Source organism: Aeromonas sp. SrichE-2G (assembly GCF_017939565.1).
GTDB classification, from domain to species: Bacteria; Pseudomonadota; Gammaproteobacteria; order Enterobacterales; family Aeromonadaceae; genus Aeromonas; species Aeromonas taiwanensis.
The window spans coordinates 726,552-752,071 of sequence record NZ_JAGKRG010000004.1 but is presented as its reverse complement, the minus strand read 5'-3'; the positions used below and the strand labels follow the sequence as shown (position 1 = coordinate 752,071).

At 59.0% G+C, this 25,520-nt stretch carries 25 protein-coding genes; 15 read left to right on the top strand and 10 right to left on the bottom strand.

What is annotated here, in order from left to right; genetic code table 11:
• The first annotated feature begins 5 nt into the window (after window positions 1–5).
• The 11 genes from J9885_RS05510 (at window position 6) to J9885_RS05460 (ending at window position 13,264) form a co-directional block, all read left to right on the top strand.
• A complete protein-coding gene (locus tag J9885_RS05510) occupies window positions 6–1,172 on the top strand; it encodes a nucleotide sugar dehydrogenase (protein WP_210548911.1) in 1,167 nt (388 codons plus the stop codon).
• An 85-nt stretch (window positions 1,173–1,257) separates the two neighbouring features.
• Window positions 1,258–2,160 (top strand): glycosyltransferase family 2 protein, encoded by a 903-nt coding sequence (locus J9885_RS05505; protein ID WP_210548364.1) that lies wholly within the window; start codon window positions 1,258–1,260, stop codon window positions 2,158–2,160.
• Window positions 2,161–2,249: 89 nt separating this feature from the next.
• Window positions 2,250–4,265: a glycosyltransferase family 2 protein gene (locus J9885_RS05500; protein WP_210548363.1), complete on the top strand. Its 2,016-nt coding sequence runs from the start codon at window positions 2,250–2,252 to the stop codon at window positions 4,263–4,265.
• Entirely contained in the window at window positions 4,253–5,281 is a 1,029-nt protein-coding gene (locus J9885_RS05495) for a glycosyltransferase family 1 protein (RefSeq protein ID WP_210548362.1), read from the top strand. The genes J9885_RS05500 and J9885_RS05495 overlap by 13 nt, the downstream gene beginning before the upstream one ends.
• A gap of 41 nt (window positions 5,282–5,322) precedes the next feature.
• Entirely contained in the window at window positions 5,323–6,237 is a 915-nt protein-coding gene (gene galU, locus J9885_RS05490) for a UTP--glucose-1-phosphate uridylyltransferase GalU (RefSeq protein ID WP_210548361.1), read from the top strand.
• A gap of 1 nt (window position 6,238) precedes the next feature.
• Complete coding sequence (rfbB, locus tag J9885_RS05485; protein ID WP_210548360.1) at window positions 6,239–7,324, top strand: dTDP-glucose 4,6-dehydratase; 1,086 nt, start codon at window positions 6,239–6,241, stop codon at window positions 7,322–7,324.
• Entirely contained in the window at window positions 7,324–8,211 is an 888-nt protein-coding gene (gene rfbD, locus J9885_RS05480; RefSeq protein WP_210548359.1) for a dTDP-4-dehydrorhamnose reductase, read from the top strand. The genes rfbB and rfbD overlap by 1 nt, the downstream gene beginning before the upstream one ends.
• A 123-nt stretch (window positions 8,212–8,334) precedes the next feature.
• Entirely contained in the window at window positions 8,335–9,207 is an 873-nt protein-coding gene (gene rfbA, locus J9885_RS05475; protein WP_210548358.1) for a glucose-1-phosphate thymidylyltransferase RfbA, read from the top strand.
• Between the two features lie 49 nt (window positions 9,208–9,256).
• Window positions 9,257–9,808, top strand: a complete 552-nt coding sequence (gene rfbC / locus J9885_RS05470) for a dTDP-4-dehydrorhamnose 3,5-epimerase (protein WP_210548909.1) — start codon at window positions 9,257–9,259, stop codon at window positions 9,806–9,808.
• A 107-nt stretch (window positions 9,809–9,915) separates the two neighbouring features.
• Window positions 9,916–11,943, top strand: a complete 2,028-nt coding sequence (locus J9885_RS05465; protein WP_246876858.1) for a capsular polysaccharide biosynthesis protein — start codon at window positions 9,916–9,918, stop codon at window positions 11,941–11,943.
• A gap of 7 nt (window positions 11,944–11,950) precedes the next feature.
• Window positions 11,951–13,264, top strand: coding sequence for a capsular biosynthesis protein (locus tag J9885_RS05460; protein WP_210548356.1), 1,314 nt, complete (start codon window positions 11,951–11,953; stop codon window positions 13,262–13,264).
• Between the two features lie 62 nt (window positions 13,265–13,326).
• On the opposite strand, the gene J9885_RS05455 is transcribed toward J9885_RS05460, so the two are convergent.
• The 4 genes from J9885_RS05455 to J9885_RS05440 form a co-directional block, all read right to left on the bottom strand.
• Window positions 13,327–14,019 carry an ABC transporter permease gene (locus J9885_RS05455; protein ID WP_043761554.1) on the bottom strand — a complete coding sequence of 231 codons (693 nt, stop codon included), beginning with the start codon at window positions 14,017–14,019 and terminating at the stop codon, window positions 13,327–13,329.
• A gap of 3 nt (window positions 14,020–14,022) precedes the next feature.
• Window positions 14,023–14,763 (bottom strand): ABC transporter permease, encoded by a 741-nt coding sequence (locus J9885_RS05450; protein WP_043761556.1) that lies wholly within the window; start codon window positions 14,761–14,763, stop codon window positions 14,023–14,025.
• 109 nt (window positions 14,764–14,872) lie between these two features.
• A complete protein-coding gene (locus J9885_RS05445; protein ID WP_043808824.1) occupies window positions 14,873–15,646 on the bottom strand; it encodes an ABC transporter substrate-binding protein in 774 nt (257 codons plus the stop codon).
• A 64-nt stretch (window positions 15,647–15,710) separates the two neighbouring features.
• The gene (locus tag J9885_RS05440; RefSeq protein WP_043761558.1) at window positions 15,711–16,481 is read right to left on the bottom strand and encodes an ABC transporter ATP-binding protein; all 771 of its coding nucleotides are present in this window, start codon (window positions 16,479–16,481) and stop codon (window positions 15,711–15,713) included.
• 532 nt (window positions 16,482–17,013) lie between these two features.
• Between J9885_RS05440 and J9885_RS05435 the strand changes: the two genes are divergently transcribed.
• Window positions 17,014–17,916, top strand: a complete 903-nt coding sequence (locus J9885_RS05435; protein ID WP_210548355.1) for a lysine exporter LysO family protein — start codon at window positions 17,014–17,016, stop codon at window positions 17,914–17,916.
• A gap of 92 nt (window positions 17,917–18,008) precedes the next feature.
• Here J9885_RS05435 and iadA read toward each other — a convergent pair whose 3' ends face one another.
• Both iadA and J9885_RS05425 read right to left on the bottom strand, forming a co-directional pair.
• Window positions 18,009–19,139, bottom strand: coding sequence for a beta-aspartyl-peptidase (gene iadA, locus J9885_RS05430; RefSeq protein WP_210548354.1), 1,131 nt, complete (start codon window positions 19,137–19,139; stop codon window positions 18,009–18,011).
• Between the two features lie 58 nt (window positions 19,140–19,197).
• On the bottom strand, window positions 19,198–19,980 hold the full coding sequence (locus tag J9885_RS05425; RefSeq protein ID WP_210548353.1) for an ABC transporter substrate-binding protein: 783 nt from the start codon (window positions 19,978–19,980) through the stop codon (window positions 19,198–19,200).
• A 405-nt stretch (window positions 19,981–20,385) separates the two neighbouring features.
• Between J9885_RS05425 and J9885_RS05420 the strand changes: the two genes are divergently transcribed.
• On the top strand, window positions 20,386–20,985 hold the full coding sequence (locus tag J9885_RS05420; protein ID WP_210548352.1) for an ACP phosphodiesterase: 600 nt from the start codon (window positions 20,386–20,388) through the stop codon (window positions 20,983–20,985).
• 39 nt (window positions 20,986–21,024) lie between these two features.
• Here the strand turns inward: J9885_RS05420 and J9885_RS05415 are convergent, their stop codons facing one another.
• The 3 genes from J9885_RS05415 to arsC form a co-directional block, all read right to left on the bottom strand.
• Window positions 21,025–22,128, bottom strand: a complete 1,104-nt coding sequence (locus J9885_RS05415) for a linear amide C-N hydrolase (RefSeq protein WP_210548351.1) — start codon at window positions 22,126–22,128, stop codon at window positions 21,025–21,027.
• A 226-nt stretch (window positions 22,129–22,354) separates the two neighbouring features.
• Window positions 22,355–22,729 (bottom strand): DUF2069 domain-containing protein, encoded by a 375-nt coding sequence (locus J9885_RS05410; RefSeq protein ID WP_134696550.1) that lies wholly within the window; start codon window positions 22,727–22,729, stop codon window positions 22,355–22,357.
• Window positions 22,726–23,076 (bottom strand): arsenate reductase (glutaredoxin), encoded by a 351-nt coding sequence (arsC, locus tag J9885_RS05405; RefSeq protein ID WP_043761564.1) that lies wholly within the window; start codon window positions 23,074–23,076, stop codon window positions 22,726–22,728. Before arsC ends, J9885_RS05410 begins: the two co-directional genes overlap by 4 nt.
• Window positions 23,077–23,134: 58 nt before the next feature.
• Here arsC and J9885_RS05400 point away from each other — a divergent pair, with 58 nt between their 5' ends.
• Window positions 23,135–23,623, top strand: coding sequence for a TlpA disulfide reductase family protein (locus J9885_RS05400; protein ID WP_210548350.1), 489 nt, complete (start codon window positions 23,135–23,137; stop codon window positions 23,621–23,623).
• Between the two features lie 72 nt (window positions 23,624–23,695).
• Here the strand turns inward: J9885_RS05400 and J9885_RS05395 are convergent, their stop codons facing one another.
• Window positions 23,696–25,150 (bottom strand): M48 family metalloprotease, encoded by a 1,455-nt coding sequence (locus J9885_RS05395; protein WP_231557897.1) that lies wholly within the window; start codon window positions 25,148–25,150, stop codon window positions 23,696–23,698.
• 127 nt (window positions 25,151–25,277) lie between these two features.
• Between J9885_RS05395 and J9885_RS05390 the strand changes: the two genes are divergently transcribed.
• Window positions 25,278–25,514: a sulfurtransferase TusA family protein gene (locus J9885_RS05390; protein WP_043761567.1), complete on the top strand. Its 237-nt coding sequence runs from the start codon at window positions 25,278–25,280 to the stop codon at window positions 25,512–25,514.
• The last annotated feature ends 6 nt before the right edge of the window (window positions 25,515–25,520 follow it).

Genomic DNA, 25,520 nt, shown 5'->3' with positions numbered 1-25,520 from the left:
GTAGCTTGCCTATAACCGTTGTAGGTATTGGCTATGTTGGTTTAGCAAATGCGGTTATGTTAGCGCAAAACAATGATGTCATGATATTTGACATCGACATTGATAAGGTAATGCTAGTCAATCAGAAAAAATCCCCCATTATTGATTCTGAAATAGATATATATCTGTCTACCAAGGAGCTTAAACTGAAAGCTACCTTGGATAAATATGATGCCTATAAAGCAGCTGAAATTGTCATCATCGCAACATCTACAGACTATGATCCCGAGACCAACAACTTCAATACCTGCTCGGTCGAAATGGTGATCCGTGATGTCATGGCTATCAATCCATGTGCGTTGATGGTGATAAAGTCCACTGTCCCTGTAGGCTTTACCAAACGGATGCGCCGTGAGCTGGGCACCGAGAACCTGATATTCTCCCCTGAGTTCTTGCGCGAGGGCAAAGCGCTCTATGACAACCTGCACCCTTCCCGCATTGTGGTGGGCGAGTGTAGCGACCGTGCCCAGCGCTTTGCCGAACTCTTGCAAGAGGGAGCCATCAAGCAGGATGTTCCCGTGCTGCTGACCGGTAGCACAGAGGCCGAGGCCATCAAGCTCTTTGCCAACACCTATCTGGCGATGCGGGTGGCCTATTTCAACGAGCTGGATACCTATGCCCAGTCCAATGGTCTGGACAGCCGTCAGATCATCGAGGGGATTGGACTGGATCCACGCATCGGCAGCCACTACAACAACCCTTCCTTTGGTTATGGTGGTTACTGCCTGCCCAAGGATACCAAGCAGTTGCTGGCCAACTACAGCCGGGTGCCCAACAACCTGATCCGCGCCATCGTCGATGCCAATACCACCCGCAAAGACTTTATTGCCGACAGCGTCATCCGCCGCCATCCCAGAGTGGTAGGCATTCATAGATTAGTAATGAAAGCAGGTTCAGATAATTTCCGCTCATCTGCCATCCAGGGGATCATGAAGCGGATCAAGGCCAAAGGGATCGAGGTGGTGATATTTGAGCCCACCTTCAAGAAGGAAACCTTCTTCCACTCCCGAGTCATTGATGATCTGGAAGAGTTCAAGACCATTAGCGATGTCATCCTGTGCAACCGGATGGCCACTGAACTGGCAGATGTGGCCAACAAGGTCTATACACGCGATCTCTTTGGTTCTGATTAACATCACCCGTGGGGTGGAGATCCCACCCCACGTTACCTGGCTTACCATGGCTGTCTCTCTGGTGTATCTCGACTGAGAAATTATTTTGAAATTATTTATCGCTGCAATTGTCAAAAATGAACTGAATTCATTATTGGAATGGATCGCCTATCATCGAGTACTGGGAGTACATGGTTTTATCATCGCGGATAATGGCAGTAATGATGGAACACGCGAGTTACTTGGCGACTTATCAAAATTAGGAATTTTGACTGTTTTAGATCATCCCACTATCGGCGCACAAAAACCGCAACTCCCTGCCTATGAAAGGATTCTACGCATTTGCCCCTGTGATGTTGATTTATTGGCATTTATAGACGCAGACGAATTTTTACTTCCCTTGGAGCAAGAGCAACTCATACCAGCACTGCAGGGCTGGTTTGCAGATGACAGTGTCAGCGCGGTCGCCTTGAATTGGTCAAATTTTGGCTCAAATGGTGAAACCTTTGCCAACGAAGGGTTGGTCATTGAGCGTTTTACCAAACGAGCCCCTCAAACCTTCAATGTCAATCACAACTTCAAGAGCATCGTCAGACCCACGCGCACGGAGCGTTTCTTTAACCCGCATTATGCCAACCTGCGTTATGGCCGCTATATCGATACCCAGGGGCATGACTTGGTACTACATCCCCAGCATGGTTACGGGGTCAGTGCGGAAGTGATTTGGAGCGGGGTGCGCGTCAACCACTATGCCGTCAAGTCGCTGGAGGAGTTTCTGCTCGGCAAACACCTACGGGGCAGTGCGGCAACCGTGAACCGGGTGAAGCACAAGGCCTATTTCAAGGCCCATGATCGCAATGATGAAACCTGCCTGCTTGCCGCAGCCCTGGCCCCCAGGGTAAAGGCGGAAATGGCAGCCCTTGGCGAGCGGCTGGCAGCCCTGCCCGTCGACGAAGAGCCCTCTGGCCGCTCCTGGCTCAGCACCAAAATGAAGAACTGGATGGGCTGACATCGCCATATTGCGCTTCTCTTGCCCACGCTGCTGGCTACCCCAATGGTCAGACTGGGCCCCCTCCTCTCCAGATTGTGAAACTTGTTATGCATAGCAATGGCCATTGGCAGCCCCTGGTGCTGCCAGACTCTTTTTCGTTGCGAGCTGGCTGGCTCTTTATTCAGGGCAAAGTGAACGCCCGCATGCCTCGGGGGAAAACCCTGCTGCGCTGGCAATGTCGCCAGGGGCACTGGCACGAGCAGACATTGCCAATCACCCGCCGTGGTACCTTGCAAGAGCTGATCTATCTCCCCAAGGGGGCCAGTCAGCTTGCCCTGTTGCCGAGCAGTGAGGGGGCCGATTGCCAGGTTGAGATAACTCAGGCTCGTCAGGCTTCCCCCCTAGAGAGCGTCTGGCGTCGCCTGCGCAGGGTATGGCCCTTCTACGGTCGGCTCAATGCTCAAAAACGCAGGCGACTGGGGTTAACCTGGCACCTGTGGTTAACCAATCTCCCTCTGGCATATGAACTGGTTGGCAAATTGCGTGATGACAGGCCCCTGCACGCCTACGAACAGTGGCTGGCCAGTTTCGATGCCTTGCAGCCGGGTGATCACCAGATGATCGTGCGTTTGCTGGCTCGTTGGAACAACTTGCCCCATGTCTGTCTGCATCTGGTGGGTGAGGGAGGCGGCACAGCTCGGCAGCGCACCCTTGCCAGTATCGACGCGCTCTGCTACCCGGCAAGTCATATCACCCTGCTGGAGCCAGGCGTTGACAGACCTGAGTCGGAGCACACTACCAAAACCTGGCATTGGGCCATCCCCCTTGGGGCAGAGATCGCACCTGCTGCGCTCTTTTGGATCGCCCATCAGCTACAACTGACTCCGGATGTAAAATGGATCTACGGGGATCACGATCTGCTGGATAGCAGTGGCAAACGCCACTCTCCCCACTTCAAACCGGATTGGAATGAAACATTGCTGCACGGCCAGAACTACATCGGTTGGTGTTCGCTATGGCAAGGGCAAGAGGCACCTCTCGTGCCTGCCGATCGAGTCAGTTGCCATCACAGGTGGCTGCAACTTGCCCGGCAGTTGGATGCCGAACAGATAGCACATATTCCGGTGCTGATGATGCATATACCCAACCAGAGTGAGGATGACCATGGTCTCATTGCCAAAGCCAGCCAGGTTGTACCTTCGGGCGTGACGATCTCCCCGGCTCCCCACGGGATCTGCCGCTGGCACTGGCCATTGCCAGCACGGTTGCCTCGCATCTCGGTGATCATCCCCACTCGTAATGGGGTGGCTCATCTCAAGCCTTGTATTGATAGCCTGGTGAAACTGACTCGCTATCCCAATCTGGAGATCCTGGTGATGGACAACCAGAGCGATGAGGTCGATACCCTGACCTATTTGGCTCATGTCACCCAGGAATACGGGGTACGGGTGATCCCTTATGACCACCCTTTCAACTATTCGGCCATTAACAATGCCGCCGTGAACCAGGCCAGTGGTGAGCTCATCTGCCTGCTCAATAACGACACCGAAGTCATGAGTTCGAGCTGGCTGGAAGAGATGGTCTCCCATCTGCTGCGCCCAGGCGTCGGCGTGGTGGGCGCCAAACTCTATTATGGCGATGGCCGGGTGCAGCATGGGGGCGATGCCGTTGGACCCGGTGGCTGCGCCGATCACTTTCATGCCGGTCTCACCGCCGATGCTCCCGGCTATCAACGCAGGGCCGTCTGCGCACAGGAGCTCTCTGCCGTCACCGCCGCCTGCTTGCTTACCCATCGCTCACTGTTTCTGGAACTTGGCGGGCTGGATGAAATCAACCTGCCTGTGGCCTTCAACGATGTGGATTATTGCCTGCGGGTTGGCGAGGCGGGTTGGAGAATTGTATGGACCCCTTTTGCCGAGCTCTATCACCATGAATCGATCTCGCGTGGCAAGGATGTGACACCACAGCAGTTGGCTCGTGCACAAAAAGAGCTGCGTTATATGAAGAAACGCTGGGCACATCGGTTAAAACACGATCCTGCTTATAATCCAAATTTGAGTTATGACAGGCCCGATTTTTCGTTAAGTCATGCTCCCAATGTGGGGTTGCCATGGATGAACTGATCAGAAAAGCATTATTCAAACCCTATTCAAAATTAAGCAAGCAGAGCTATGGCAATCAGCACGGTTCTTTGGTGGAGTGCCGCTCTTTATTGATCCTGCATGAGGGACTCTCTCCAACCCTGGCTTATTTCGAAGAGGCGATCAGAAGCCGCTTTGCCGATACCCTCTGTCGGCTTATTGATACATCAACTTCCCCCAGCCTCTCGCTTGATGAGGGAACTGCCTTGGTGATCATTCGCTTTATCACACCACAGTGGCAACAAGAGATTGAGGAAAATATCGATAAGCTATCTCGGGTAGTCTATTTTATGGACGATGATCTATTTGACCCATCTGCATTAAAGGCATTGCCAAAAGAGTACCGGACCAAGATAATACGACGCTCCGCCGCCCAGCACAGATGGATCACTGAACATTGTGATGATATCTGGGTATCGACCCCTTATCTTGCCAGGAAATATGCTCACCTTAATCCCGATATTATCCCAGCCAAACCATCCTCTCTACTGCTTGGCGCTCATCAGCCGGTGAAAATTGCCTACCATGGGTCTAGCTCTCACCGCGATGAAAAATACTGGCTGCGACACATCATAGAGGGCGTGTTGGCACTTTGCCCGCAAGCCAGCTTCGAAATTTTCGGTGAGCATGAAATATACAAGCTCTATCGCGATCTGCCCAGAGTGTCGGTGTTACATCCAATGACCTGGCAAAACTACCTGGCGTATACCAAAACCCACAGGTTGGATATTGGGCTGGCCCCCTTGCTGGATTCAGGTTTTAACCTGGCACGAGGGCCTGTCAAATTCTACGACTTTGTCAGAATGGGTGCCGTAGGGATCTACAGCAATCGCTCCCCGTACAGTGATTTTATCGAGCAAAACGTTAATGGGGTTTTACTTGAAAATGACCCACAGAAGTGGATAAAGGCGCTCTCGGTATTGGTCAACACCGAGACGAAACGTAGCGAGCTTGCTCGCAATGCAAAAAAGCATGCTTATTCACTAGCAAACCAATAATAAAACTGCACGAGATAATATTAATTATGCCGGAAAAAACTATGACTATTCGAAAGGCGGTGATCCCTGTCGCCGGTCTGGGCACTCGTATGCTGCCTGCAACCAAGGCCATTCCCAAAGAGATGCTCCCCATCGTTGACAAGCCACTCATTCAGTATGTGGTCAATGAATGTGTGGCTGCGGGTATCAAGGAGATCGTCTTGGTGACCCACTCCTCCAAAAATGCCATTGAGAACCACTTCGATACCTCATTTGAACTGGAAGCTACCCTTGAAGCCCGGGTTAAACGCAAGCTGCTTGATGAAATCCAGGCTATCTGCCCGAAAGATGTGACCATCATGCATGTGCGCCAAGGGGAGGCCAAGGGATTGGGCCATGCCATCTTGTGTGCCTACCCAGTTATCGGCAATGAACCCTTTGCTGTGGTGCTGCCCGACGTGATCCTGGATGAATACACAGCCGACCAGCACACCGAAAACCTGGCCGCCATGTTGGTGCGCTACCAGTTGACCGGCCAGAGTCAGGTGATGGTGGAGCCGGTTCCTCTGAGCGATACAGACAAATATGGTATTGCCGATTGCAACCAGATCAAACTGCAACCTGGTCAATCCGCTCCCATTACCGGGCTGGTTGAAAAACCGGACGTTGATGAAGCACCAAGCAATTTGGCCGTGGTCGGCCGCTATGTATTGAGCAACCATATCTGGCCTCTGCTCAAAAAAACGGCCCCCGGTGCCGGTAATGAGATCCAGCTGACAGATGCGATCGCCATGTTGATCGAACAAGAGACTGTCGATGCATTCCATATGACTGGTTTGTCCCACGACTGCGGCAATAAGTTGGGCTATATGAAGGCCAATATCGCCTATGCCATGCGACATCATGAGATTGGACAGTCAGTTACCAACTATCTCGAAAACTTAACCCCAACATCGTTCAAAAAGGTAAGTGCATAAAATGAAGATCCTTGTGACTGGCGGTGCCGGTTTTATCGGTTCTGCGGTTGTTCGCCATATCATCCAACATACCCAAGACTCAGTAGTCAATCTCGACAAGCTGACCTACGCGGGCAACCTGGAATCCCTGGCTGAGGTCTCAGGCAGCGATCGCTATGCGTTCGAGCAGGTAGATATCTGCAACCGCACCGAGCTGGATCGGGTCTTTGCCGCCCACCAACCCGATGCCGTGATGCACCTGGCGGCCGAGAGCCATGTCGATCGCTCCATCACCGGACCTGCCGATTTTATCGAGACCAATATCGTCGGCACCTATGTGTTGCTGGAAGCGGCTCGTGCGTATTGGAATAGCCTAGACGAGGCGCGCAAGACGGAGTTCCGCTTCCACCATATCTCCACCGACGAGGTGTATGGCGACCTGCCCCACCCCGATGAAGTTACCCCCGGCGAGACGCTGCCGCTCTTTACCGAGACCACTCCTTATGCACCCAGCAGCCCCTACTCTGCCTCCAAGGCATCGAGCGACCATCTGGTACGCGCCTGGCGCCGTACCTACGGTCTGCCGACCGTGGTCACCAACTGCTCCAACAACTACGGCCCCTATCACTTCCCCGAGAAGCTGATCCCGCTGGTGATCCTGAATGCTCTGGATGGTAAGCCGCTGCCTGTCTATGGCAAAGGCGATCAGATCCGCGATTGGCTCTATGTGGAAGATCATGCCCGCGCTCTCTATACCGTGGTGACGACAGGGGTGATGGGTGAGACCTACAACATCGGTGGGCACAACGAGAAGCAGAACCTGGAGGTGGTGCACACCATCTGCGATCTGCTCGATGAGATGGTGCCAAAAGCCGGCTCCTATCGTGATCAGATCACCTATGTGGCCGACCGTCCCGGGCATGACCGCCGCTATGCCATCGATGCCAGCAAGATGAGCGCCGAGTTGGATTGGCAGCCGCAAGAGACCTTCGAATCCGGCATCCGCAAAACCGTGCTGTGGTACCTGGAAAATCAGCAGTGGGTCAACAACGTCAAAAGCGGGGCCTATCAATCCTGGATTGAGCAGAACTACGGGGAGCGTGCCTGATGCATATCCTGTTGTTTGGTAAAAATGGCCAGGTAGGCTGGGAGCTACAGCGCGCCCTAGCGCCACTGGGGCGCATCACCGCCGTTGACTTCGACTCTACTGATTATTGCGGCGATTTCAGTAACCCGGCCGGCGTGGCCGACACGGTGCGCCTGCTCAAGCCGGATGTGATTGTGAATGCTGCGGCCCATACCGCCGTCGACAAGGCGGAAAGCGAGCGGGAGTTTGCCGAGCTGCTCAACGCCACCAGCGTGGCTGCGATAGCCAAACAAGCCGAGGCGTTGGGAGCCTGGTTGGTCCACTACTCTACCGATTACGTCTTCGATGGCAGTGGCGAGCGTCCCTGGGTCGAAAGCGATGCGACCGCACCGCTGAATGTGTACGGCGAAACCAAGCTGGCGGGTGAACTGGCTGCAGCCATGTGCTCACGTCACCTTATCTTCCGCACTAGCTGGGTCTATGCCGCCCGTGGCGCCAACTTCGCTAAAATCATGCTGCGCTTTGGCAAGGAGCGAAGTGAAATGTCGGTCATCAATGACCAATTCGGCGCTCCGACCGGTGCTGAACTGCTGGCCGACTGCACGGCCCATGCGATCCGCACGGCGCAACACAAACCCGAGGTGGCGGGGCTTTACCATCTGATCGCCTCGGGCACCACGACCTGGTTTGACTATGCGCAACTGGTGTTTGCCAAAGCCAGAGAGGCAGGGGTTGAACTGGCAGTCACGCAACTCAATGCGGTGCCGACCAGCGCGTTTCCAACGCCAGCCAAACGTCCCCACAACTCGCGACTCGATACCACCAAGTTCCAGCGCACCTTTAACCTGCACCTGCCGGACTGGACTGTCGGTGTCGAGCGGATGCTGACCGAGATCCTCGGAAAATAAGAAAATAGAGATAGCGTGAATATACAGTCCCACGCTCCGACAGGGATAAAACGCAAAATGAGTGCCATTTAAGCGCACTCACTTTGCTGGGTTACATAATTCAAAGATAAGAAATCAAGCACTATGACTACACGTAAAGGTATTATTCTGGCCGGTGGCTCAGGCACTCGTCTCTATCCCGTCACCATGGCTGTCAGCAAGCAGTTGCTGCCCATCTATGACAAACCGATGATCTATTACCCGCTGAGCACCCTGATGCTGGCGGGGATCCGCGATATTTTGATCATCAGTACGCCACAAGATACCCCCCGCTTCGAGCAGTTGCTGGGAGATGGCAGCCAGTGGGGCCTGAATCTGCAATACAAGGTGCAGCCAAGCCCGGACGGGTTGGCACAAGCCTTTATTCTGGGTGAAGAATTTATTGGTTCGGACCCCTGTGCCCTGGTATTAGGCGACAACATCTTCTATGGTCACGACCTGCAGAAACAGTTGGAGGCTGCCGCGGCCAAGCCTTATGGCGCCACTGTGTTTGCCTACCACGTACACGATCCTGAGCGCTATGGGGTAGTGGAATTTGATAAACAGGGTACAGCCATTTCGCTGGAAGAGAAGCCGGTGGAGCCCAAGAGCAACTATGCGGTGACAGGCCTCTACTTCTATGACAACAGCGTGGTCGAGCTAGCCAAGAGCCTGAAGCCATCTCCGCGTGGTGAGCTGGAAATTACCGATGTGAATCGCATCTACCTTGAGCAGGGCAATCTGTCGGTGGCCATGATGGGCCGTGGCTATGCCTGGCTCGATACCGGCACCCATGAAAGCCTGATTGAGGCGAGCAACTTTATTCAGACCATCGAACATCGCCAGGGATTGAAAGTGGCATGCCCTGAAGAAATTGCTTTCCATAAAGGCTTTATCACTGCCGAGCAAGTGATGAAACTGGCTGAGCCGTTGAAAAAGAACGCCTATGGCCAGTACCTGTTAAAAATGCTGAAGTAATAATTCTTTCATGGGGCTATCAGCCCCATTTCTCTGCTAGGTATTCATGATGAACGTGATTAAAACCAAGATCCCCGATGTGTTGATTTTTGAGCCGAAAGTGTTCGGTGATGACCGAGGTTTTTTCTTTGAGAGTTTCAACCATCAACAATTTGAAGCAGCCATTGGCCGTAGCGTGACCTTTGTACAAGATAACCATTCCAAGTCATCCAAAGGCGTATTACGCGGCTTGCACTATCAACTACCTCCCCACGCCCAGGGTAAACTGGTGCGCTGCGTCGCGGGTGAGGTGTTCGATGTTGCAGTGGATATCAGAAAAAGCTCGCCGACATTTGGCCAATGGGTGGGTGTACATCTTTCTGGCGACAACAAGCGTCAATTGTGGATCCCGGAAGGGTTCGCCCACGGTTTTATTACGTTGACTGACACTGCAGAGTTCTTGTACAAGACCACCAATTATTATGCCCCCAGCAGTGATCGAGGTATCAAGTGGAATGATGAGTCCATTGCAATCGAATGGCCAGCATTGGATTGCGATATCATCACGTCCACAAAAGACAGCGTTGCCAAGTCATTACTCGATGCAGACCTCTTTATCTGAGTCAAACTCCCCGTCCCGATACGGGGAGTTTTCTACCGCGCAGAGCAAACATGAAATTATTGACAGGTTCAAAAGGCATCCTGGCCAGAAAAGCAAATATTGAGCCTATGCTTGGCTGCCAGTTACACCTCTTCCACGACAACATGCCGTTTGCTGACAATGATGTGATTGTTGGCTGGGGTCAAAAAGCCAATACCTATCGGATAAAGCAGAAAGCAAAGACGCTAGGCCTACCCTATTGGCAACTGGAAGATGGTTTTATCGGTTATATTGGCCACCCTGCCAAGGGGGGGATGGCGGTATCCCTTATCGCCGATCCGGTGGGCATCTATTACGATGCCCGCCAACCCAGCCAGCTCGAACAGCTGATCGCCACCCCTTGCGATGCCGATACGCTGGCGCGGGCCGAGCGACTGATCGGCGAGCTGGTGCGCCTTGGGGTGACCAAGTACAACTGTTATGCCAGCCGCCCCGATACCGCCTCAGCCGTCGGGCCCCGCAGCCCGTCGGTTGCCGAAGTCAAAGGGCTGCCGGCGGCACTGGCTCAACGCCTGCTGCAAGATGCCAGACCCAGAATCTTGCTGGTCGATCAGGTGGCCGGTGATCTCTCCATCCCCGGCGCGCTGGCCAGCGAAGCCGATTTTATCGCCATGGTGGAAGCGGCGCGTCGCAACCATCCCCATGCCCGTCTGCTGCTGCGCACTCACCCGGATACCCGCTTTGGCAAGAAGAGCGGCGTGCTGGCCAGGCTGAAGCTAAGCGATGTGGAGATAGTGGCCGACCATTGCCATCCCCACGCCCTGCTGAGCCTGGTGGATGCCGTCTATACCGTCTCATCCCAGCTCGGCTTTGAAGGCCTGCTGCTGGGCAAGCCGGTCTACTGCTTCGGCATACCGTTTTATGCCGGTTGGGGTCTGACCCAGGACAGCAAGCAGTGTGAACGCCGCACCGTTCAGGTGTCACTGGCCCAACTGGTAGCGGCGACGCTGATCTGCTATCCCCGCTATCTGGATCCGGTATTGGGCCAGCGCTGTGAAGTGGAAGAGGTGATCGCCATCATCGCCCGCCAGCAAAAGCCCGCTCCCCGTTGGCGTAGGCTCTATCTGGTCGGCTTCTCGCTGTGGAAGCGCGCCTTTATGCAGGCGTTTTGTCATCACCTGGCCGAGGAGCTTCGTTTTGTTCGCAAGCCTCCCAAGCGGCTGACCGGCGATGAGCAGGTGTTGGTCTGGGGCAGCCGTCATCCCGATTTCACCTCGGCCATTCGGGTGGAAGATGGTTTTATCCGCTCTCGCGGGCTGGGTTCCAACCTGTGTCGTCCCTCTTCCCTCTCCATCGATCCGGTGGGGATCTACTTTGACTGTCGCACCCCAAGCGGGCTCGAGCAGCTGCTCAATTACCAGCAACTGACCGAGCAGGAGGTCATGCGAGGCCAGGCTCTGCTTGAGCTGCTCAAGCGACACGGCGTCAGCAAATACAATGTGGGCACAGTACAGCCGTTCACGCCGCCGACCGATGGCCGCGCGCGGGTGCTGGTGGTGGGCCAGGTCGACGGGGATGCCTCCATCCTGACCGGCAGTCCGACCATTCACAGCAACGAGCAGTTGCTGTGGGCCGTGCGGGCCGCCAAACCCGAGGCCCATATCATCTACAAACCTCATCCGGATGTGGTGGCAGGCAACCGGGCCGGTGCCATCTCGGCAGCCTGCCTGGCGGAGTGCGTCGACAGCCAAGTACTCGATATTGGCCTCACCAGCCTCTATCCCCATGTGGACGAGCTGCATACCATGACCTCGCTGAGCGGATTCGAGGCGCTGGTGCAAGGGGTCAAGGTCACGACCTGGGGTCAACCCTTCTACAGTGGCTGGGGCCTGACCACGGATGCCCACCCTCCTGCTCGTCGGCAACGAACCCTGCCTTTGGCCGCGCTGGTCTATCTGACCCTGGTGGCCTATCCGCTCTATATCGACTGGCAGACTGGCCTCTGGATAAGTCCGGAGCAGCTGATCCGCCAGCTGGCACAGCAGGGCCACTCATCGGCCCGAAAGGCTGGCCGCTGGCAACGTTGGCAGCTCAAGCTGAGTTACCTGGCCCAAACCCTATGGCAGCGCCCTTCCCTCCCCCAGCTCATGAGATAAGTCGTACATGAAGATTTTGTTGTTGCAAGGACCGCTGGGCCCCTTCTTTCAGACCCTGAGCCAGGAGCTGAGCGATGCCGGCCATCAGGTGTACAAGATCCATTTCAACGGTGGGGATGAGTGCTGGCCCTGTGTCGGCCATAACGAGCGCTTTACCGGCAAACCGGAAAGCTGGAATACCTTTTTTCGGCGCTTCATCAAGCGCAACGGTATCGACAGCCTAGTCTGCTACGGTGACTGCCGTTATTACCATCTGCAGGCCATTCGCATCTGCAAGCAGAAAAAGATTGCCGTCTGGGCCATGGAAGAGGGGTACCTGCGCCCCGACTATGTGACGCTGGAGCAAGGGGGGGTCAACGCCTTCAGCCCACTCTATGCCAAGCGTGACAAGCTGGCAGAGATGCAATGGCCTGAGCCCTACCAGGCGCCGTTGCAGGTGGGCAAGACCTTTGCCAGACGAGCCTGGTATGCCAGCCGCTACCACATCAACAAGAGCCTGTTTCGCTGGCGCTATCCCCACTTCGTCAATCACAGACCCTGGAGCCTTTACCAGGAGGCCAGCGGCTGGGTTGCCGGCGGCTTGGTAAAGTGGCGCTACCGCTGGGCAGACCGCCATCTGCTGAAAGCCTTGCCGGCACACAAGGGGCATATCTTCTTCGTTCCCCTGCAGGTCACCGAGGACTTCCAGATCCGCGAGCATTCGGATTTGAGCGGTGTCGAGGAGATGGTGGCACAGGTGATGAACTCGTTTGCCGAGCATGCCCGCAGCGAAGATGTGCTGCTGTTCAAACATCACCCCATGGACCGTGGTTACGTCAGCTACCAGTCCCAGATCAACCGGCTGGTCACCCTGCTCGGGCTGGAAGGGCGGGTGTTCTATGGCTATGAACTGCCACTGCCCACCCTCTATCCGCTGCTCAAGGGCGTCATCACCATCAACAGCACGGTCGGCCTCTCCGCCCTGTTGCACCATGTGCCGACATTCTGCATGGGGCGGGCCCTCTATGATCTGCCTGGCCTGACCACAAGAGGCTCCCTTGAGGGGTTTTGGCACAAGCAAGATCCCGTTTGCAAGAAGACCTTCGAACGAATGCGTCAATCCCTGCTGCACCTGACCCAGATCAATGCCAGCTTCTATCGGCATCTGGAGATCGGGGCCATGGCCGTGGCACAGAAGATCCAGCAGCACGATGAGCAGCGCATACCGGTCAAGCAGGGCAAGCACTCCCTCAACTCGTCCGGACTGTTCGGCGCCCTCAGCATACTGAGCTCGTTTGGTTTGATGGCAGACGAGATGCTGGCGCCCCTTGGCATGCTGTGATGCCAGCCCCCTTCTGAGCCGACAACAAAGCCCGCAATCGCGGGCTTTGTTGTCTTAGTGCATCACACGCTGCGGGGGCGCAGGTGGGCGTGCCAGCGCGCCTCCCACTTTTTGAACAGCCAGACGATGGCGAAGGTAAGCAGCATGTAGAGCAGGCCGGCGGTCAGGAAGGCCTCGAACGGGCTGTAGTAGCGGGAGTTGATGATCCGCGCGGCGCCCGTCAGGTCGACGATGGTGATGATGCCCGCCACCGCCGAGCCCTGCAGCATGAAGATCACCTCGTTGCTGTAGGCGGGCAGCGCACGGCGAAACGAGTTGGGCAGAATGATCCGGGTGAGGGTCTGCCAGCGGGTCATGCCGAAGGCGCTGGCCGCCTCTATCTGCCCCTTGGGCATGTTCATCACGGCGCCCCGCACTATCTCGGCGGTGTAGGCACCGGTGTTGAGGGTGAACGCCAGCAGGGCGCAGAACCAGGCCTCGGAGAAGAGGGACCAGGCCGCGCTGTTCTTCAGCCACTCCCACTGGGCGGCGCCGTAGTAGATGATGAAGAGCTGCACCAGCAGCGGGGTGCCGCGGAAGAAGTAGATATAAGCCCAGATCGGTCCCTTGATCAGCCAGTTGCGGCTGTTGCGCAGGATACCCATGGGCACCGCCAGCATGAGCCCCAGCATGAGGGAGGCCGCTACCAGCCAGATGGTGGTGTAGAAGCCCTCCCAATAGGTGGGCCACTCCGTGAGAATGATCGAGAAGTCCATGGCTTACCTCGTCTTGATCGCGTAGTGACGCTCGGCCCACTTGAGCGCCGAGGTAGAGACTGCGGTGAAGATCAGGAAGATCAGCGCCACCGCCATGTAGAAGGTGAAGGGCTGCTGGGTCGAACCCGCCGCCAGCGACGCCTTGCGCACCATGTCATCGAGCCCGATGATGGAGACCAGGGCCGTGGTCTTGAGCAGCACCAGCCAGTTGTTGCCAAAGCCCGGCAGGGCGTGGCGCATCATCTGGGGGAAGAGGATCCGCACAAACACCTGGCTCGCCCGCATGCCGAAGGCGCGCGCGGCCTCGAGTTCTCCCTTGTCCACCGCCAGGATGGCGCCGCGGAAGGTCTCGGTCATATAGGCGCCGAAGATGAAGCCGATGGTGGCCACCCCGGCCGCAAACGGGCTGATGTCGATGTAATCCGGCAGCAGCGAGACCCACTCCTGGTTCGGATTGCTCTCGAGCAGGTAGTTGTTGTAGGCCTCGTTGACCCAGGTGCAGACCCCGTTGATGAGCACCTGGCCGCCGAAGAACAGCAACATCATCAGCACCAGGTCGGGAATGCCGCGAATGACGGTGGTATAGCCCGCCGCCACGCCGCGCGCCCACTTGTAGGGTGAGAGCTTGGCCAGGGCCCCCAGCATGCCGAGCACCAGGGCCAGCAGCAGGGAGGCGAGCGCCACCTCCAGGGTGATCCAGGCCCCTTCCAGCAGGGAAGTTTCGTATCCTTTCAAATCAAACATATGCAATGCAGCTCCATCGCAATCGGGCCCGTCACTCCCAGCGGAAGGCAACGGGCCCGATGACTACTGACGGGATCAACCTGTCGTTGTTCGCCTGACGTTTTGCGGCTTATTCGCCGTATACGTCGAAGTCGAAGTACTTGTCGTTGATTTCCTTGTACTTGCCGTTGGCACGCAGGGCCAGGATGGCGGCATTGAATTTCTCTTTCAGATCCTTGTCAGCCTTGCGCACCGCGATGCCGGCACCCTCGCCAAACCACTTGGGATCGGTCAGTTTCGGGCCGATGAACTCGTAGGCATCGCCCCCTTCCTTCTTCAGCAGGCCGTCGCTGATGGCGGCGGAGTCGGCCATCACATAGTCGACACGGCCGGATTTCAGGTCGAGGTAGGCCTCGTCAGCGGTGCCGTAACGCTTGATGGTGGCGTTGGGGAAGTTGTCCGTGATGTAGGTGTCCATGGAGGTGGCGCGCTGCACGGCGATGGTCTTGCCATCCATGAAGGCCTTGTCCAGCTGGATTTCGGTGCCCTTCTTGGCGGCGAAGCGGGCCGGAATGTGCTGGTACTTCTGGGTGAAGTCCACCTTCTTCTTGCGCTCTTCGGTGATGTCCATGGTGGCGATGATGGCGTCATACTTGCGCGACAGCAGCGCAGGGATGATGCCGTCCCAATCCTGCTTGATCAGGGTGCACTTCACCTTCATCTCTTCGCACAGGGCGTTGGCGATGTCGATGTCAAAACCCTTCACCTCGCCGCTCGGCTCGGTCCAGGAGAAGGGGGGGTAGGCCCCTTCCACACCGATACGCACCTCTTTCCACTCCTTGGCCATCAGGCTACCGGAACACAGGGCCGTCATCACGGCGGTCGCCAGCATCAGCTTGTTCATGTATCTCTCCTTGATAAACACGTCGATCGTTGAAAGTACGGATTGTGAAATTGACTCCCGTCCATCAATAGATGGAGGAGATGAATTGTTTGAATCGCTCCGACTTGGGATGGGCAAAGATCTCCTTGGGATTGCCCTCCTCCTCCACCCGCCCCTGGTGCAGGAACATCACCTTGTTCGACACGTCGCGGGCAAACGACATCTCGTGGGTCACCACCATCATGGTGCGCCCCTCTTCCGCCAGCTCGCGCATCAGGCCGAGGACCTCCCCCACCAGCTCGGGGTCGAGGGCCGAGGTGGGCTCGTCGAACAGCATCACCTCGGGATCCACCGCAAGCGCACGGGCGATGGCCGCCCGCTGCTGCTGGCCGCCGGAGAGGTGACCGGGGTAGTAGTCGCGACGCTCCCACAGGCCAACCCGGTTGAGCAGGTGTTCCGCCTTGGCGATGGCCTCGGCACGGGGCACCTTGAGCACCTGGATGGGCACTTCGATGATGTTCTGCATGATGGTCATGTGCGACCAGAGATTGAAGCTTTGAAACACCATGGCCAGCCGGCTGCGGATGCGCTCCACCTGGCGCATGTCCTCCGGCAACCGCTCGCCGGAACGACTGGTCTTCATCCGGATCAGTTCTCCGTGCAGGGAGACGCTACCCGATGAAGGGGTTTCCAGCAGATTGATACAGCGTAGAAAGGTCGACTTCCCCGAACCCGAGGAGCCGATCAGGGAGATAACATCCCCCTTGTGGGCCGTCATATCGATGCCCTTGAGCACTTCGTGGGTGCCAAAGTACTTGTGCAGATCACGAACTTCCAGTGCGGCAACGTCGCTCATCCATTACAACCTTGTCTGTCCCTAGACGCCGCTTCGGCGTGACACCGCCATCGTTCATTTAACAAAACGTTAACCGATGGCAACCTTCAGCGAAAATATCATTCAGATAGTTAAAAAACAATACAGAACCGAGGTATTTGGTGTTTTATCTGTATTTTTATTGGTCAGCTTGGTATTTTTCAGCACTTTGTCTGCATAAAATTCGTTTTCAACCTGACCTGTCACACCGACCTTTTATACCCGTAACGCACTGGTAGCAAGAATATTCCACCATTCCCCCAGGATGTCACTCAAAACGACTTTATTCACCCAAAGCGGCCAGGGCTAGCGCGTGATTTTATGGGGATGGAATTGATTTCACTGGCGATGTCCCCTCCTTGCCTGTCTCCTGCCCCTCTCCTCGTTCGTCAAGAAAACATAACAATGTGATAAAAAAGCCCCGCACGGGGTATGTAAACTCACTGATATGTGACACAGATGCAACAAGTCGTGATAATGTGCCGTTTCTCCCAGTTTTGTGACCGAGGCCCCAATGTTGCTCAATGTGTTGCTGATCCTGCTGCCGCTCGTGATCGGCTATCTGGTTCCCCTCTCCTCCCCCCGGCTGATCAAGCTGGTCAACCAGTCTCTGGGCAAGATGGTCTATCTCATCCTGTTTCTCATGGGGCTGGGGCTCGCCTACGTGGAGAACCTGGGCAGCAACCTGGCGGTGATCTTCAAGGTGGCCGGCGTGATGCTGGCCGCCATTACCCTGTGCAACCTGCTGGCCCTCTGGTGGCTGGACAGGCGCTCCCCCCCCACCCACGAGACCATCGACGGCAAGATGCCGAGCAAGCTGCACCTGCTGTGGGAATCCCTCCAGCTCTGCTTCGTGGTGCTGGGGGGCGTTCTGCTGGGGCTGCTGGTCGACCTGCGCGCCCTGCCCATCGACAAGTTGAGCGAGTGGGCCCTGATGCTGCTCCTGCTGCTCATCGGCATCCAGATGCGCAACTCCGGCATGCACCTGCGCCAGATCCTGCTCAACCCCTGGGGCATGAAGATCGCCGCCACCGTCATCCTCAGCAGCTGGCTTGGCAGCCTGCTGGCCGCGCAACTGCTGGGCATGCCCTTAGCCCACGGGCTGGCCATGAGCTCCAGCTTCGGCTGGTATTCGCTCTCCGGCATCCTGGTGGCGGACAAGCTGGGCCCCGTGCTGGGCTCGGCCGCCTTCATCAACGATCTGGGGCGCGAGCTCATCGCCATCCTCATCATCCCGGTGCTGATGCGTCGCCACCCCAGCGCGGCCATCGGCTACGGCGGGGCCACGGCGCTGGACTTCACCCTGCCGGTGATCCAGAAATCCGGCGGCATCCAGGTGGTGCCGGTGGCCATCGTCTCCGGCTTCATTTTGAGCCTGCTCGGCCCCATTCTGATCCTGGGGTTCCTGGCCATCTGACCGGGGCATGCACAGCAAAAAACAAAGCCCGGCAGCAGTGCCGGGCTTTTTGCATGTGAGCGGGAATGGAGAGACCCGGTTGGTGCGGCCACTCAGGTTCGCCACTGGCCGCCGCTCATCACCCGCCCTATGGCGAGCATCTCGGGGTCGATGAGCAGCAGATCCGCATCCTGCCCCACTCCCAAGGTCCCCTTGCCGATCAGCCCCAGCGCCCTGGCAGGGTTGGCCGTGACCACCGCCAGCGCACTGGCAAGGGGCACGCCGAGGGCACAGGCCCGGCTGAATTGCTGCCACAGGCTCCCTATCTGGCCGCAACGCAGCTCGATGAGACGCCCCTCACCATCGAAACGTGGCAGGCTGGCATTGGCGTCCGAGCTGAAGCTGATGCGCTCTGCGGGTACCCCGGCGGCCAGCAGCGCCACCAGGGCATCCGCCGCCAGCTGCTCGCCATCGTCCAGCAGATCGGGAAAGCTGGAGGCGGTGAGATCGACCCAGCCGCCGGCCCGCCCCCAGTCGATGGCCTCGGCAAAGAGCCAGGGGTTGCGGTTGCAGTGGGTGGGGTAGAGCTGGCGCAGCGGGATGTCGGTGCCGTCCCGCAGAGCCCGCAGCGGCGCCAGCGCCCCCCGGCCATCCCCCAGATGGAAGAAGCTCACCCCGCTCTTGCCCGCGAGCAGCCCGGCCACCCGCGCCTCGCTCGCCAGCCGCGCCAGCTCGTCATGGGTCGGCGCGCTGGATCTGTGGTCGCTGATGGCCACCTCCCCCACCCCCAGCACCTCGGGAATGAGCATGATGTCCGACTCCACCGAGCCGGTGAGGGTCTTGACCGGCAGGTGGTAGGAGCCGGTGTACATGAAGGCGCTCACCCCGGCGGCGCGAAACTCCCGCACCTTGCCGAGCACCTGGGCCGGCGTGCGGGTCAGGCTGTCGGTGCCGAGTGCCGCCACCAGGGTCGTGACCCCGGCTTGCAGGGCCTCGCTCGCCGCGAGCTCAGGGGTACGAAAGGCAAAGCCCCCTTCGCCTCCGCCCCCCGTGATGTGAGCGAGCGGGTCCACCAGCCCGGGAACCAGGTAGCGGCCACGGCCGTCGACGCGGGCCAGCGGCCAGTCAGCGGGCACCGTCAACCCCTTTCCCATCCAGGCGATGCGACCATCGGCCACCAGCAGATCCTGCTGGCCGAGGGGGGCCGGACTGAAGACCTCGGCCCCCTCGATCAGTGTCAACATGGGGTATCTCCTTGCTGCATGAAAAAAGAGGGAGCAGGCTCCCTCTGCCTGTTACCCATCAACCGCCATAGATATCGTACTTGAAGTACTTCTGGTTGATCTCCTGATACTTGCCGTTGGCGCGCAGGGCCTTGATCGCCTCGTTCAGCTTGGCCCTGAGATCCTGATCCCCCTTGCGCACCGCGATCCCCATGCCGTCGCCAAACCACTGACGATCTGTCAGGGCCGGCCCCACGTACTCGAACTTGTCGCCTCCCTCCTTGCTGAGCAGCCCCTGATCGATGGCCGAGGCATCCGCCAGCAGGGCCAGCACCCGGCCCGCCTTCAGATCGAGGTAGGCCTCATCGGCACTGCCATAGCGCACTATGGTGACGCTGGAGCCAAAGTTGTCGGTCAGATACTTGTCGTGGGTGGTGGCACGCTGCACCCCGATGCGCTTGCCCGCCATGCCCTCCGGCGTCAGCGTCAGCTCGGTGCCCCTGGCCGCCACGAAGCGGTTGGGGATGCGGGCGTATTTCTCGGTGAAGTCGACCTTCTTGCGCCGCTCGTCGGTGATCGACATGGCGGCGATGATCCCGTCGTATTTGCGCGACAGCAGCGCCGGGATCATGCCGTCCCAATCCTGGGCCACCAGCTCGCACTCGACGGCCATCTGCTGGCACAGGGCGTTGGCCAGATCGATGTCGAAGCCTTTTATCTCCCCCGACGCGTCGGTCCAGGAGAAGGGAGGGTAGGCCCCCTCCACGCCGAAACGAACGGTCTTCCACTCCTTGGCGGTGACGGGGGTAGTCAGCAGGCAGGCAGCAAACAGGGCTGACAGAGTCAGTGTGGTCTTCATCATGAGTACTCCATTACATAGAAAGCGCACAGGCGCGGTCAAGGCATCGCAAGCGCGGGCAAGCGATGGCCAAAAAACGGCAAATTGCAGATGAGCAGGATTACGCCGCCAGGGGCATCATTCGATTGGCAGGCGTCAATGAACTGCTCCGGGGCCTCGACTTATTCGTCGAACCACTCGGAGAGATAGAAAGGCTTGAAGTAGAAGGCCAGAAAAAAGCCTCTGGCATTGCGCATCATGGTGATTTGTCGCGTCCTGTGACAAAGATGACATGCACCTTAACACGCCCCAAATTTTCCCCGCAAGGGAGCGCTGGGGGCGCGATGAAAAATCCTGCCCATGGTCAATCCCGCCGGCATCCGTTAGGCTCGGATCATCCCGTCAACACCCTGCTCGTGAGCCCCATCCATGAATTTTCTGGCCCATCTCCATCTGGCGGCCCATACCCGGAGCTCCCTCACCGGCAACCTGCTGGGGGACTTCATCAAGGGCCCGCTGCCCACGGGCCTGCCTGCCCCCTTCGACGAGGGGATCTGGCTGCACCGCAAGATAGATGCCTTCACCGACGCCCACCCCAGCCACCGGGCGGCTGTCGCCGGGTTCGAGGCCCCCTGGCGCCGTTTTGGCGGCATCCTGGTGGACATGCTCTACGATCACTGGCTCTCCCTGCATTGGCAGCAATTCAGTGGCGCCCCCCTGCCCCGCTTCCTCCAGCAGAGCTATGCCCAGCTGCTCGAAGATCATCACCGCCTGCCACAGGGGCTGCCGATGGCCCTGCGGCGCATGGCCGAGCAGGACTGGCTCGCCTCCTACCAATATCGGGAAGGGGTGGGGGCGGCCCTCGACGGCATCGGCCGCCGCCTGCGGCGACCCCTGCCCCTGGGGGAGGCGCTCCTGACCCTGGACGAACCGCGCTGGCGCGAGGCGGAGCACGGCTTCCTGCACTTCTATCCCGAGTTGATGCGCTTTTGCGAAGAGCAGATCGCCGCACGCCGCGATCTGCCATGAAAAACGCCCCTGGCGGGGCGTTGTCGTGAGGGCGGGGCTTCAGGCCTTCGGGCTGGCCGGCAGGAACGTAAACGCCTTGGCCGGGACGAATTTGTCCGCCGTCTCGCCGGCATAGAGCTGCTGCTCGGTCAGCGGCAGCTTCCTGACCGGTGCCCCCGGGCGAAGATCCAGCTTGTCCATGCTCACCCAGAAGGTGTTGGGGAGGTGGGTCAGCTCGAAGAAGTAGCGCCGATGCTGCTGATCCGCCACGCTGCGCCACAGGGTGGTGGAGATGTTGGGCTGATCCGGGGTGCTGATCCCCATGGGCACGGAGACGTTGCGCATCACGCTCATCACCCCGGCCACCGCCTCGTTGGCCTGCTCCGTCCTCGGCAGGGTCTTGATGTAGAAGGAGGCACGGGCGAAGCGATCCGCCGAGCGATTGGTGCCGGGCAGCATGGTGAGGCCGCCTATCTCCTCCCAGTAGTCGTTGAGGGCGAGCTGCTTTTCAAAGGTCGGCGAGTTGGTCATCACCTGGTAGCTGCGGTCGTGGTAGATCTGCAGCTTGCCCCCCACGTACTGGAAGATGGCGGAGTCCCCGCTCGCATCCGAGAGGGAGAGGTGCAGCTGGCCCGGCTTGCCATCCGGGGTCAGGGTGGTCACCACATAGAACTCGTCCCTGGAGAGCGCCGCCACCGCCTCCGCCACGGTGGCGAAGTTGTCCAGGGCATACTGGGCCCAGAGGGAGATGGAGAGGGTCTTGCGGGGATCCTTGTCACTCGGGGTCACGTACTGGGATTCGGTCAGATAGAGCAGATTGGCCACCAGCCCCTTCTCGTTCATGCCGTCGGCGGTGCCCGCATCGAAGCCCGCCGCCACCACGGAGCCGTAGCGCGCCGTCCACGTCATGGAGCGTGCACCGGCCGCCCCCTCCCGTTCGATGCCGCCGGGCAGAGCCCAGAGGTTGGTGGGCATGGCGCTGCGCCAGTCCATGGTCCGGCCGGTCACCACCAAAGCGCCCTCCCCCTGATAGACGGCGCGGGTACAGGCATCGGCCAGGGAGCTGACGGAGAGGGAGACGGTCAGGGCCAACAGGGTCTTCTGGAACAGGGGGAAAACGGCATTTTCATATGAATCACTCGAGTCTGGTGAAAACCCAAGCATACCCCTTTAGGATTAAAGGTGTTCGATGGAGACCGATTTGTCTGCCGGGCCGCGCCGCCAAGAAAAACGGACATCTCCCAGGCAAAGAGGGTTATTTACAAATTAATCAGATAGATAGGGGGAGTGAACCGGGCGGCACCTGGCCGGCACCGCACTGCTCCCCCCGAAGGGGCTGCGACGGTTTCAGACATGTCCCGCCCGCGACCAGAGTGCGGGCGGGCCGGGCTCAGCCCTTCTTCTTGCGAATGCTCAGCCCCAGCTCCCGGCCCCGCAGCCGGGCGTAATAGATGGTGCCTACGAAGGCGAGCGTGGTGAAAACCAGCTCCACCACTGCGAGCCAGCGTTCCCCCTCATCCGTGGTGATGAGCGTCAGGGCATGGAGGAAGTAGGGCATCAGCACGAAGTTGCCCCAGGCATGGGTGTAGGGGTTGCCCTGCACTATCCCCTTCAAGGGGAAGAGCAGCGGCACCGTCCAGATCACCGGCAACAGCCATGGGGCAAGACCCGGGTGGGGCGAGAGCCAAAGATGCCACAGCAGGACCCAGCCCAGCAGGCCGAAGAAGCCGACCAGGGTCAGCAGGCGGGCGAAGCGGGTGCTCACTTGAGGATCTCCAGCACCTGCTCCGGCGGGCGACCGATGCGGGCCTGACCGTTCTTGATGACGATGGGGCGCTCGATGAGCTTGGGATGCTGGTGCATGGCGGTGATCAGGGCATCCCCCTCTTGCTCGGCCAGTCCCAGCTCCTTGTAGAGATCTTCCTTGGTGCGCATCAGCTGGCGCGGGTCGCTGAAACCCAGCTGGCTCAGCAGGGTGCGGATGGCCTCCTCGCTCGGCGCCTGTTCCAGATAGAGCACCACCTCGGGGACGACCCCCTGCTGTTCCAGCAGGGCCAGGGTTTCGCGGCTCTTGGAGCAGCGCGGATTGTGGTAGATTTGGGTCTCGCTCATGGTAACTCCCTGATATTGCAAGATGGGACAACAAATGGCGCTATTGTAGGGGAAACGGATGGGCAGGGTAAGCGGGAAGGCTATGGAAATGAAACGGATCTGTTGGCTGATTGTGGCAACCCTGCTGACGGCCTGCTCGCCAGCGCCACACTTCACCGACAGTGCGGGCCAGCGGGTCAGCCTGACGGCGTTCGAGGGCAAGCCGCTGCTGGTCAACTACTTCGCCCCCTGGTGCGCCCCCTGCCTGCGGGAGATGCCCCTGCTCGCGGCGCTGCACCGGGAGGGGCGGATCGGGGTGATCGCCATTCACTATGATCCCGCCACCCCCGCCGAACTGACCGAGCTGGGCCGGCGCCATGGGATAACCGTGCCCCTGATGATCCCCGAAGAGGGCGCCCGCCTCCCCTTCCCCAAACCGGGGGCCCTGCCCACCAGCTACCTGCTCGACCGTGAGGGGCGCCTGCAGGAGACCCTGGTGGGAGAGCTCGATGACGCCAAACTGGCCGCCCTCAAGGCGCGGGTCCTGGCCCCCTCCACGGCGCCGTAAGCGGACACCCACAACGAAACGGGGCGCCCCTCGCCGGTGCGCCCCGTCTTGCCAGCTCCTGTGCGGGGCCGATTAGCCCTTCAGGCTGTCCAGATCCTTCTTGGCCCGCTCCAGCTGGGTGATGCGCGCCTCGATGCGGGCCAGGGTCAGCTTGTCGGTGGTGGTGCCGCGAGCCACGATCAGCTCGTCGATGGCCGCCTGGTAGTCCCCGCGCAGGGAGAGGGTCTCCGCCCGCGCCATGTGCAGATCCGTCATCCTGCCCGCCTTGCGATAGGCATCCGACAGCAGGCTCCAGGCCAGGCTGTTCTCATCGTGCTCCCGGGCATAGGGGTCCAGAATGGCGATGGACTTCTTGTAGTTGCCTCCTTCCAGATAGGCGTTGCCGAGGTTGACCACCACCACCTCGTTGTCCGGCATCCGGGTACGGAAGCGTTCCAGCCTGGCGATGGCCTGGGCGCTGCGCCCCTTGGCGAGATCGATGTCGGTCAGGGCATCCACCACGAAGAGATCCTCCGGGTGGCGGCCAGCCAGCTCCTGCATCAGGGCGTCGGCCTCGTCGGTGCGCTTGAGCTGCAGCAGGGCCAGCGCCTTGCCATAGATGGCGGCGTCCTTGAGAGGGTAATCCCCCTTCTGCAGTCGGCTGTCGAAGTAGGTGAGCAGCCCCTGGGGGGTCTCGGTGCCGTAGCGCACCTGGATGCGCACCTTGGCCAGCCAGAAGTCCAGGCTCGGCGCCAGGGCGCGGCGGCCATAGCTGCCGGCACGGGCGCGGGCCTCGCTGATCCGGGTCTCGGGCAGGGGGTGGGTCAGCAGCATCTCCGGCGGCTTGCTGGCGTAGCGGTACTCCGCCGCCAGCTTCTGGAAGAAGTTGGCCATGCCCATGGGATCGAACCCGGCGTCATACAGCGTCTTCATGCCGATGCGATCCGCTTCGTATTCGTTGTCCCGGGTGTAGTTGATGGCCGACTGCATCGACAAGCCCAGCGTGGTCTGCAGGGCGGCGATGCCGGCGGTGGGGTTGATCACCGCCAGCGCGATGGAGCCCACCAGGCCGGCCAGGGTCATGGCGGAGCTGCTCGCCTGCGCCTCCATGTAGCGGGCAATGTGGCGCTGGGTCACGTGGGTGATTTCGTGGGCCAGCACCGAGGCCAGCTCGCTCTCGCTCTCCGCGTAGAGGAAGAGACCGGTGTGCACCTTGACCCGGCCACCGAGGAAGGCGGCCGCGTTGATGCTGGGATCGTTGATGAGGAAGAAGGTGAACGGGAAGCGCACCCCGTCGGCATTGGTCAGCAACCGCTGGCCCAGATCGTCGATGTACTCGTTCAGCACGGGATCATCGATGATGGGCAGCCCGGCCCTGGCAAAGCGCATGAAGGCGTTGCCATAGCGCACCTCCTGCTCGATGGGGAGGGCGGCGACGCCGGCGGTACCGATGTCGGGCAACTGGTTGCTCCCCTGGGCATGGAAGGTCGCGCCCATCAGGGTGACCAGCAGGGGAAGCGATGCTATCAGGGGGGAAAAACGTGCCACGTTATCTCTATCTCCAATCAGACCCCAGCGGGCATCGGCAGAATACCCTTGCCATTCAAGGCCCACAAGCGTTGTTTCATCCTGCCATCACGGCCATAATGACGACCACCCACGCGATGGAAATCTCATGGAACAGCTCGACCTGACCCCCTGGCGTTGTCCCGAGCCGCTCATCCGGCTCAAGCTCTGGTTGCGCCAGGCTCGGCCCGGTCAGTCTCTGCTCATTCTTCTGGCGGATCCCGGCTCAAGGCAAGACATTCCTGCCTATCTGCGCCGCCAGGGCCACAGCGTCCAGTCGCTGGAGGAGTCCCCCACCCGTCTCTCCCTGCGGCTCGAGGTTGCCATGAGGCCGCCCTCGTCCTGACCGTCA

Bases quoted from the DNA above. Each gene is read 5' to 3' on its own strand.
- J9885_RS05500 (WP_210548363.1), top strand. From the start codon at position 2,250: ATGCATAGCAATGGCCATTGGCAGCCCCTGGTGCTGCCAGACTCTTTT.
- J9885_RS05495 (WP_210548362.1), top strand. From the start codon at position 4,253: ATGGATGAACTGATCAGAAAAGCATTATTCAAACCCTATTCAAAATTA.
- galU (WP_210548361.1), top strand. From the start codon at position 5,323: ATGACTATTCGAAAGGCGGTGATCCCTGTCGCCGGTCTGGGCACTCGT.
- rfbB (WP_210548360.1), top strand. From the start codon at position 6,239: ATGAAGATCCTTGTGACTGGCGGTGCCGGTTTTATCGGTTCTGCGGTT.
- rfbD (WP_210548359.1), top strand. From the start codon at position 7,324: ATGCATATCCTGTTGTTTGGTAAAAATGGCCAGGTAGGCTGGGAGCTA.
- rfbA (WP_210548358.1), top strand. From the start codon at position 8,335: ATGACTACACGTAAAGGTATTATTCTGGCCGGTGGCTCAGGCACTCGT.
- rfbC (WP_210548909.1), top strand. From the start codon at position 9,257: ATGAACGTGATTAAAACCAAGATCCCCGATGTGTTGATTTTTGAGCCG.
- J9885_RS05465 (WP_246876858.1), top strand. From the start codon at position 9,916: ATGCTTGGCTGCCAGTTACACCTCTTCCACGACAACATGCCGTTTGCT.
- J9885_RS05460 (WP_210548356.1), top strand. From the start codon at position 11,951: ATGAAGATTTTGTTGTTGCAAGGACCGCTGGGCCCCTTCTTTCAGACC.
- J9885_RS05455 (WP_043761554.1), bottom strand. From the start codon at position 14,019: ATGGACTTCTCGATCATTCTCACGGAGTGGCCCACCTATTGGGAGGGC.
- J9885_RS05450 (WP_043761556.1), bottom strand. From the start codon at position 14,763: ATGTTTGATTTGAAAGGATACGAAACTTCCCTGCTGGAAGGGGCCTGG.
- J9885_RS05445 (WP_043808824.1), bottom strand. From the start codon at position 15,646: ATGAACAAGCTGATGCTGGCGACCGCCGTGATGACGGCCCTGTGTTCC.
- J9885_RS05440 (WP_043761558.1), bottom strand. From the start codon at position 16,481: ATGAGCGACGTTGCCGCACTGGAAGTTCGTGATCTGCACAAGTACTTT.
- J9885_RS05435 (WP_210548355.1), top strand. From the start codon at position 17,014: ATGTTGCTCAATGTGTTGCTGATCCTGCTGCCGCTCGTGATCGGCTAT.
- iadA (WP_210548354.1), bottom strand. From the start codon at position 19,139: ATGTTGACACTGATCGAGGGGGCCGAGGTCTTCAGTCCGGCCCCCCTC.
- J9885_RS05425 (WP_210548353.1), bottom strand. From the start codon at position 19,980: ATGATGAAGACCACACTGACTCTGTCAGCCCTGTTTGCTGCCTGCCTG.
- J9885_RS05420 (WP_210548352.1), top strand. From the start codon at position 20,386: ATGAATTTTCTGGCCCATCTCCATCTGGCGGCCCATACCCGGAGCTCC.
- J9885_RS05415 (WP_210548351.1), bottom strand. From the start codon at position 22,128: ATGCTTGGGTTTTCACCAGACTCGAGTGATTCATATGAAAATGCCGTT.
- arsC (WP_043761564.1), bottom strand. From the start codon at position 23,076: ATGAGCGAGACCCAAATCTACCACAATCCGCGCTGCTCCAAGAGCCGC.
- J9885_RS05400 (WP_210548350.1), top strand. From the start codon at position 23,135: ATGGGCAGGGTAAGCGGGAAGGCTATGGAAATGAAACGGATCTGTTGG.
- J9885_RS05390 (WP_043761567.1), top strand. From the start codon at position 25,278: ATGGAACAGCTCGACCTGACCCCCTGGCGTTGTCCCGAGCCGCTCATC.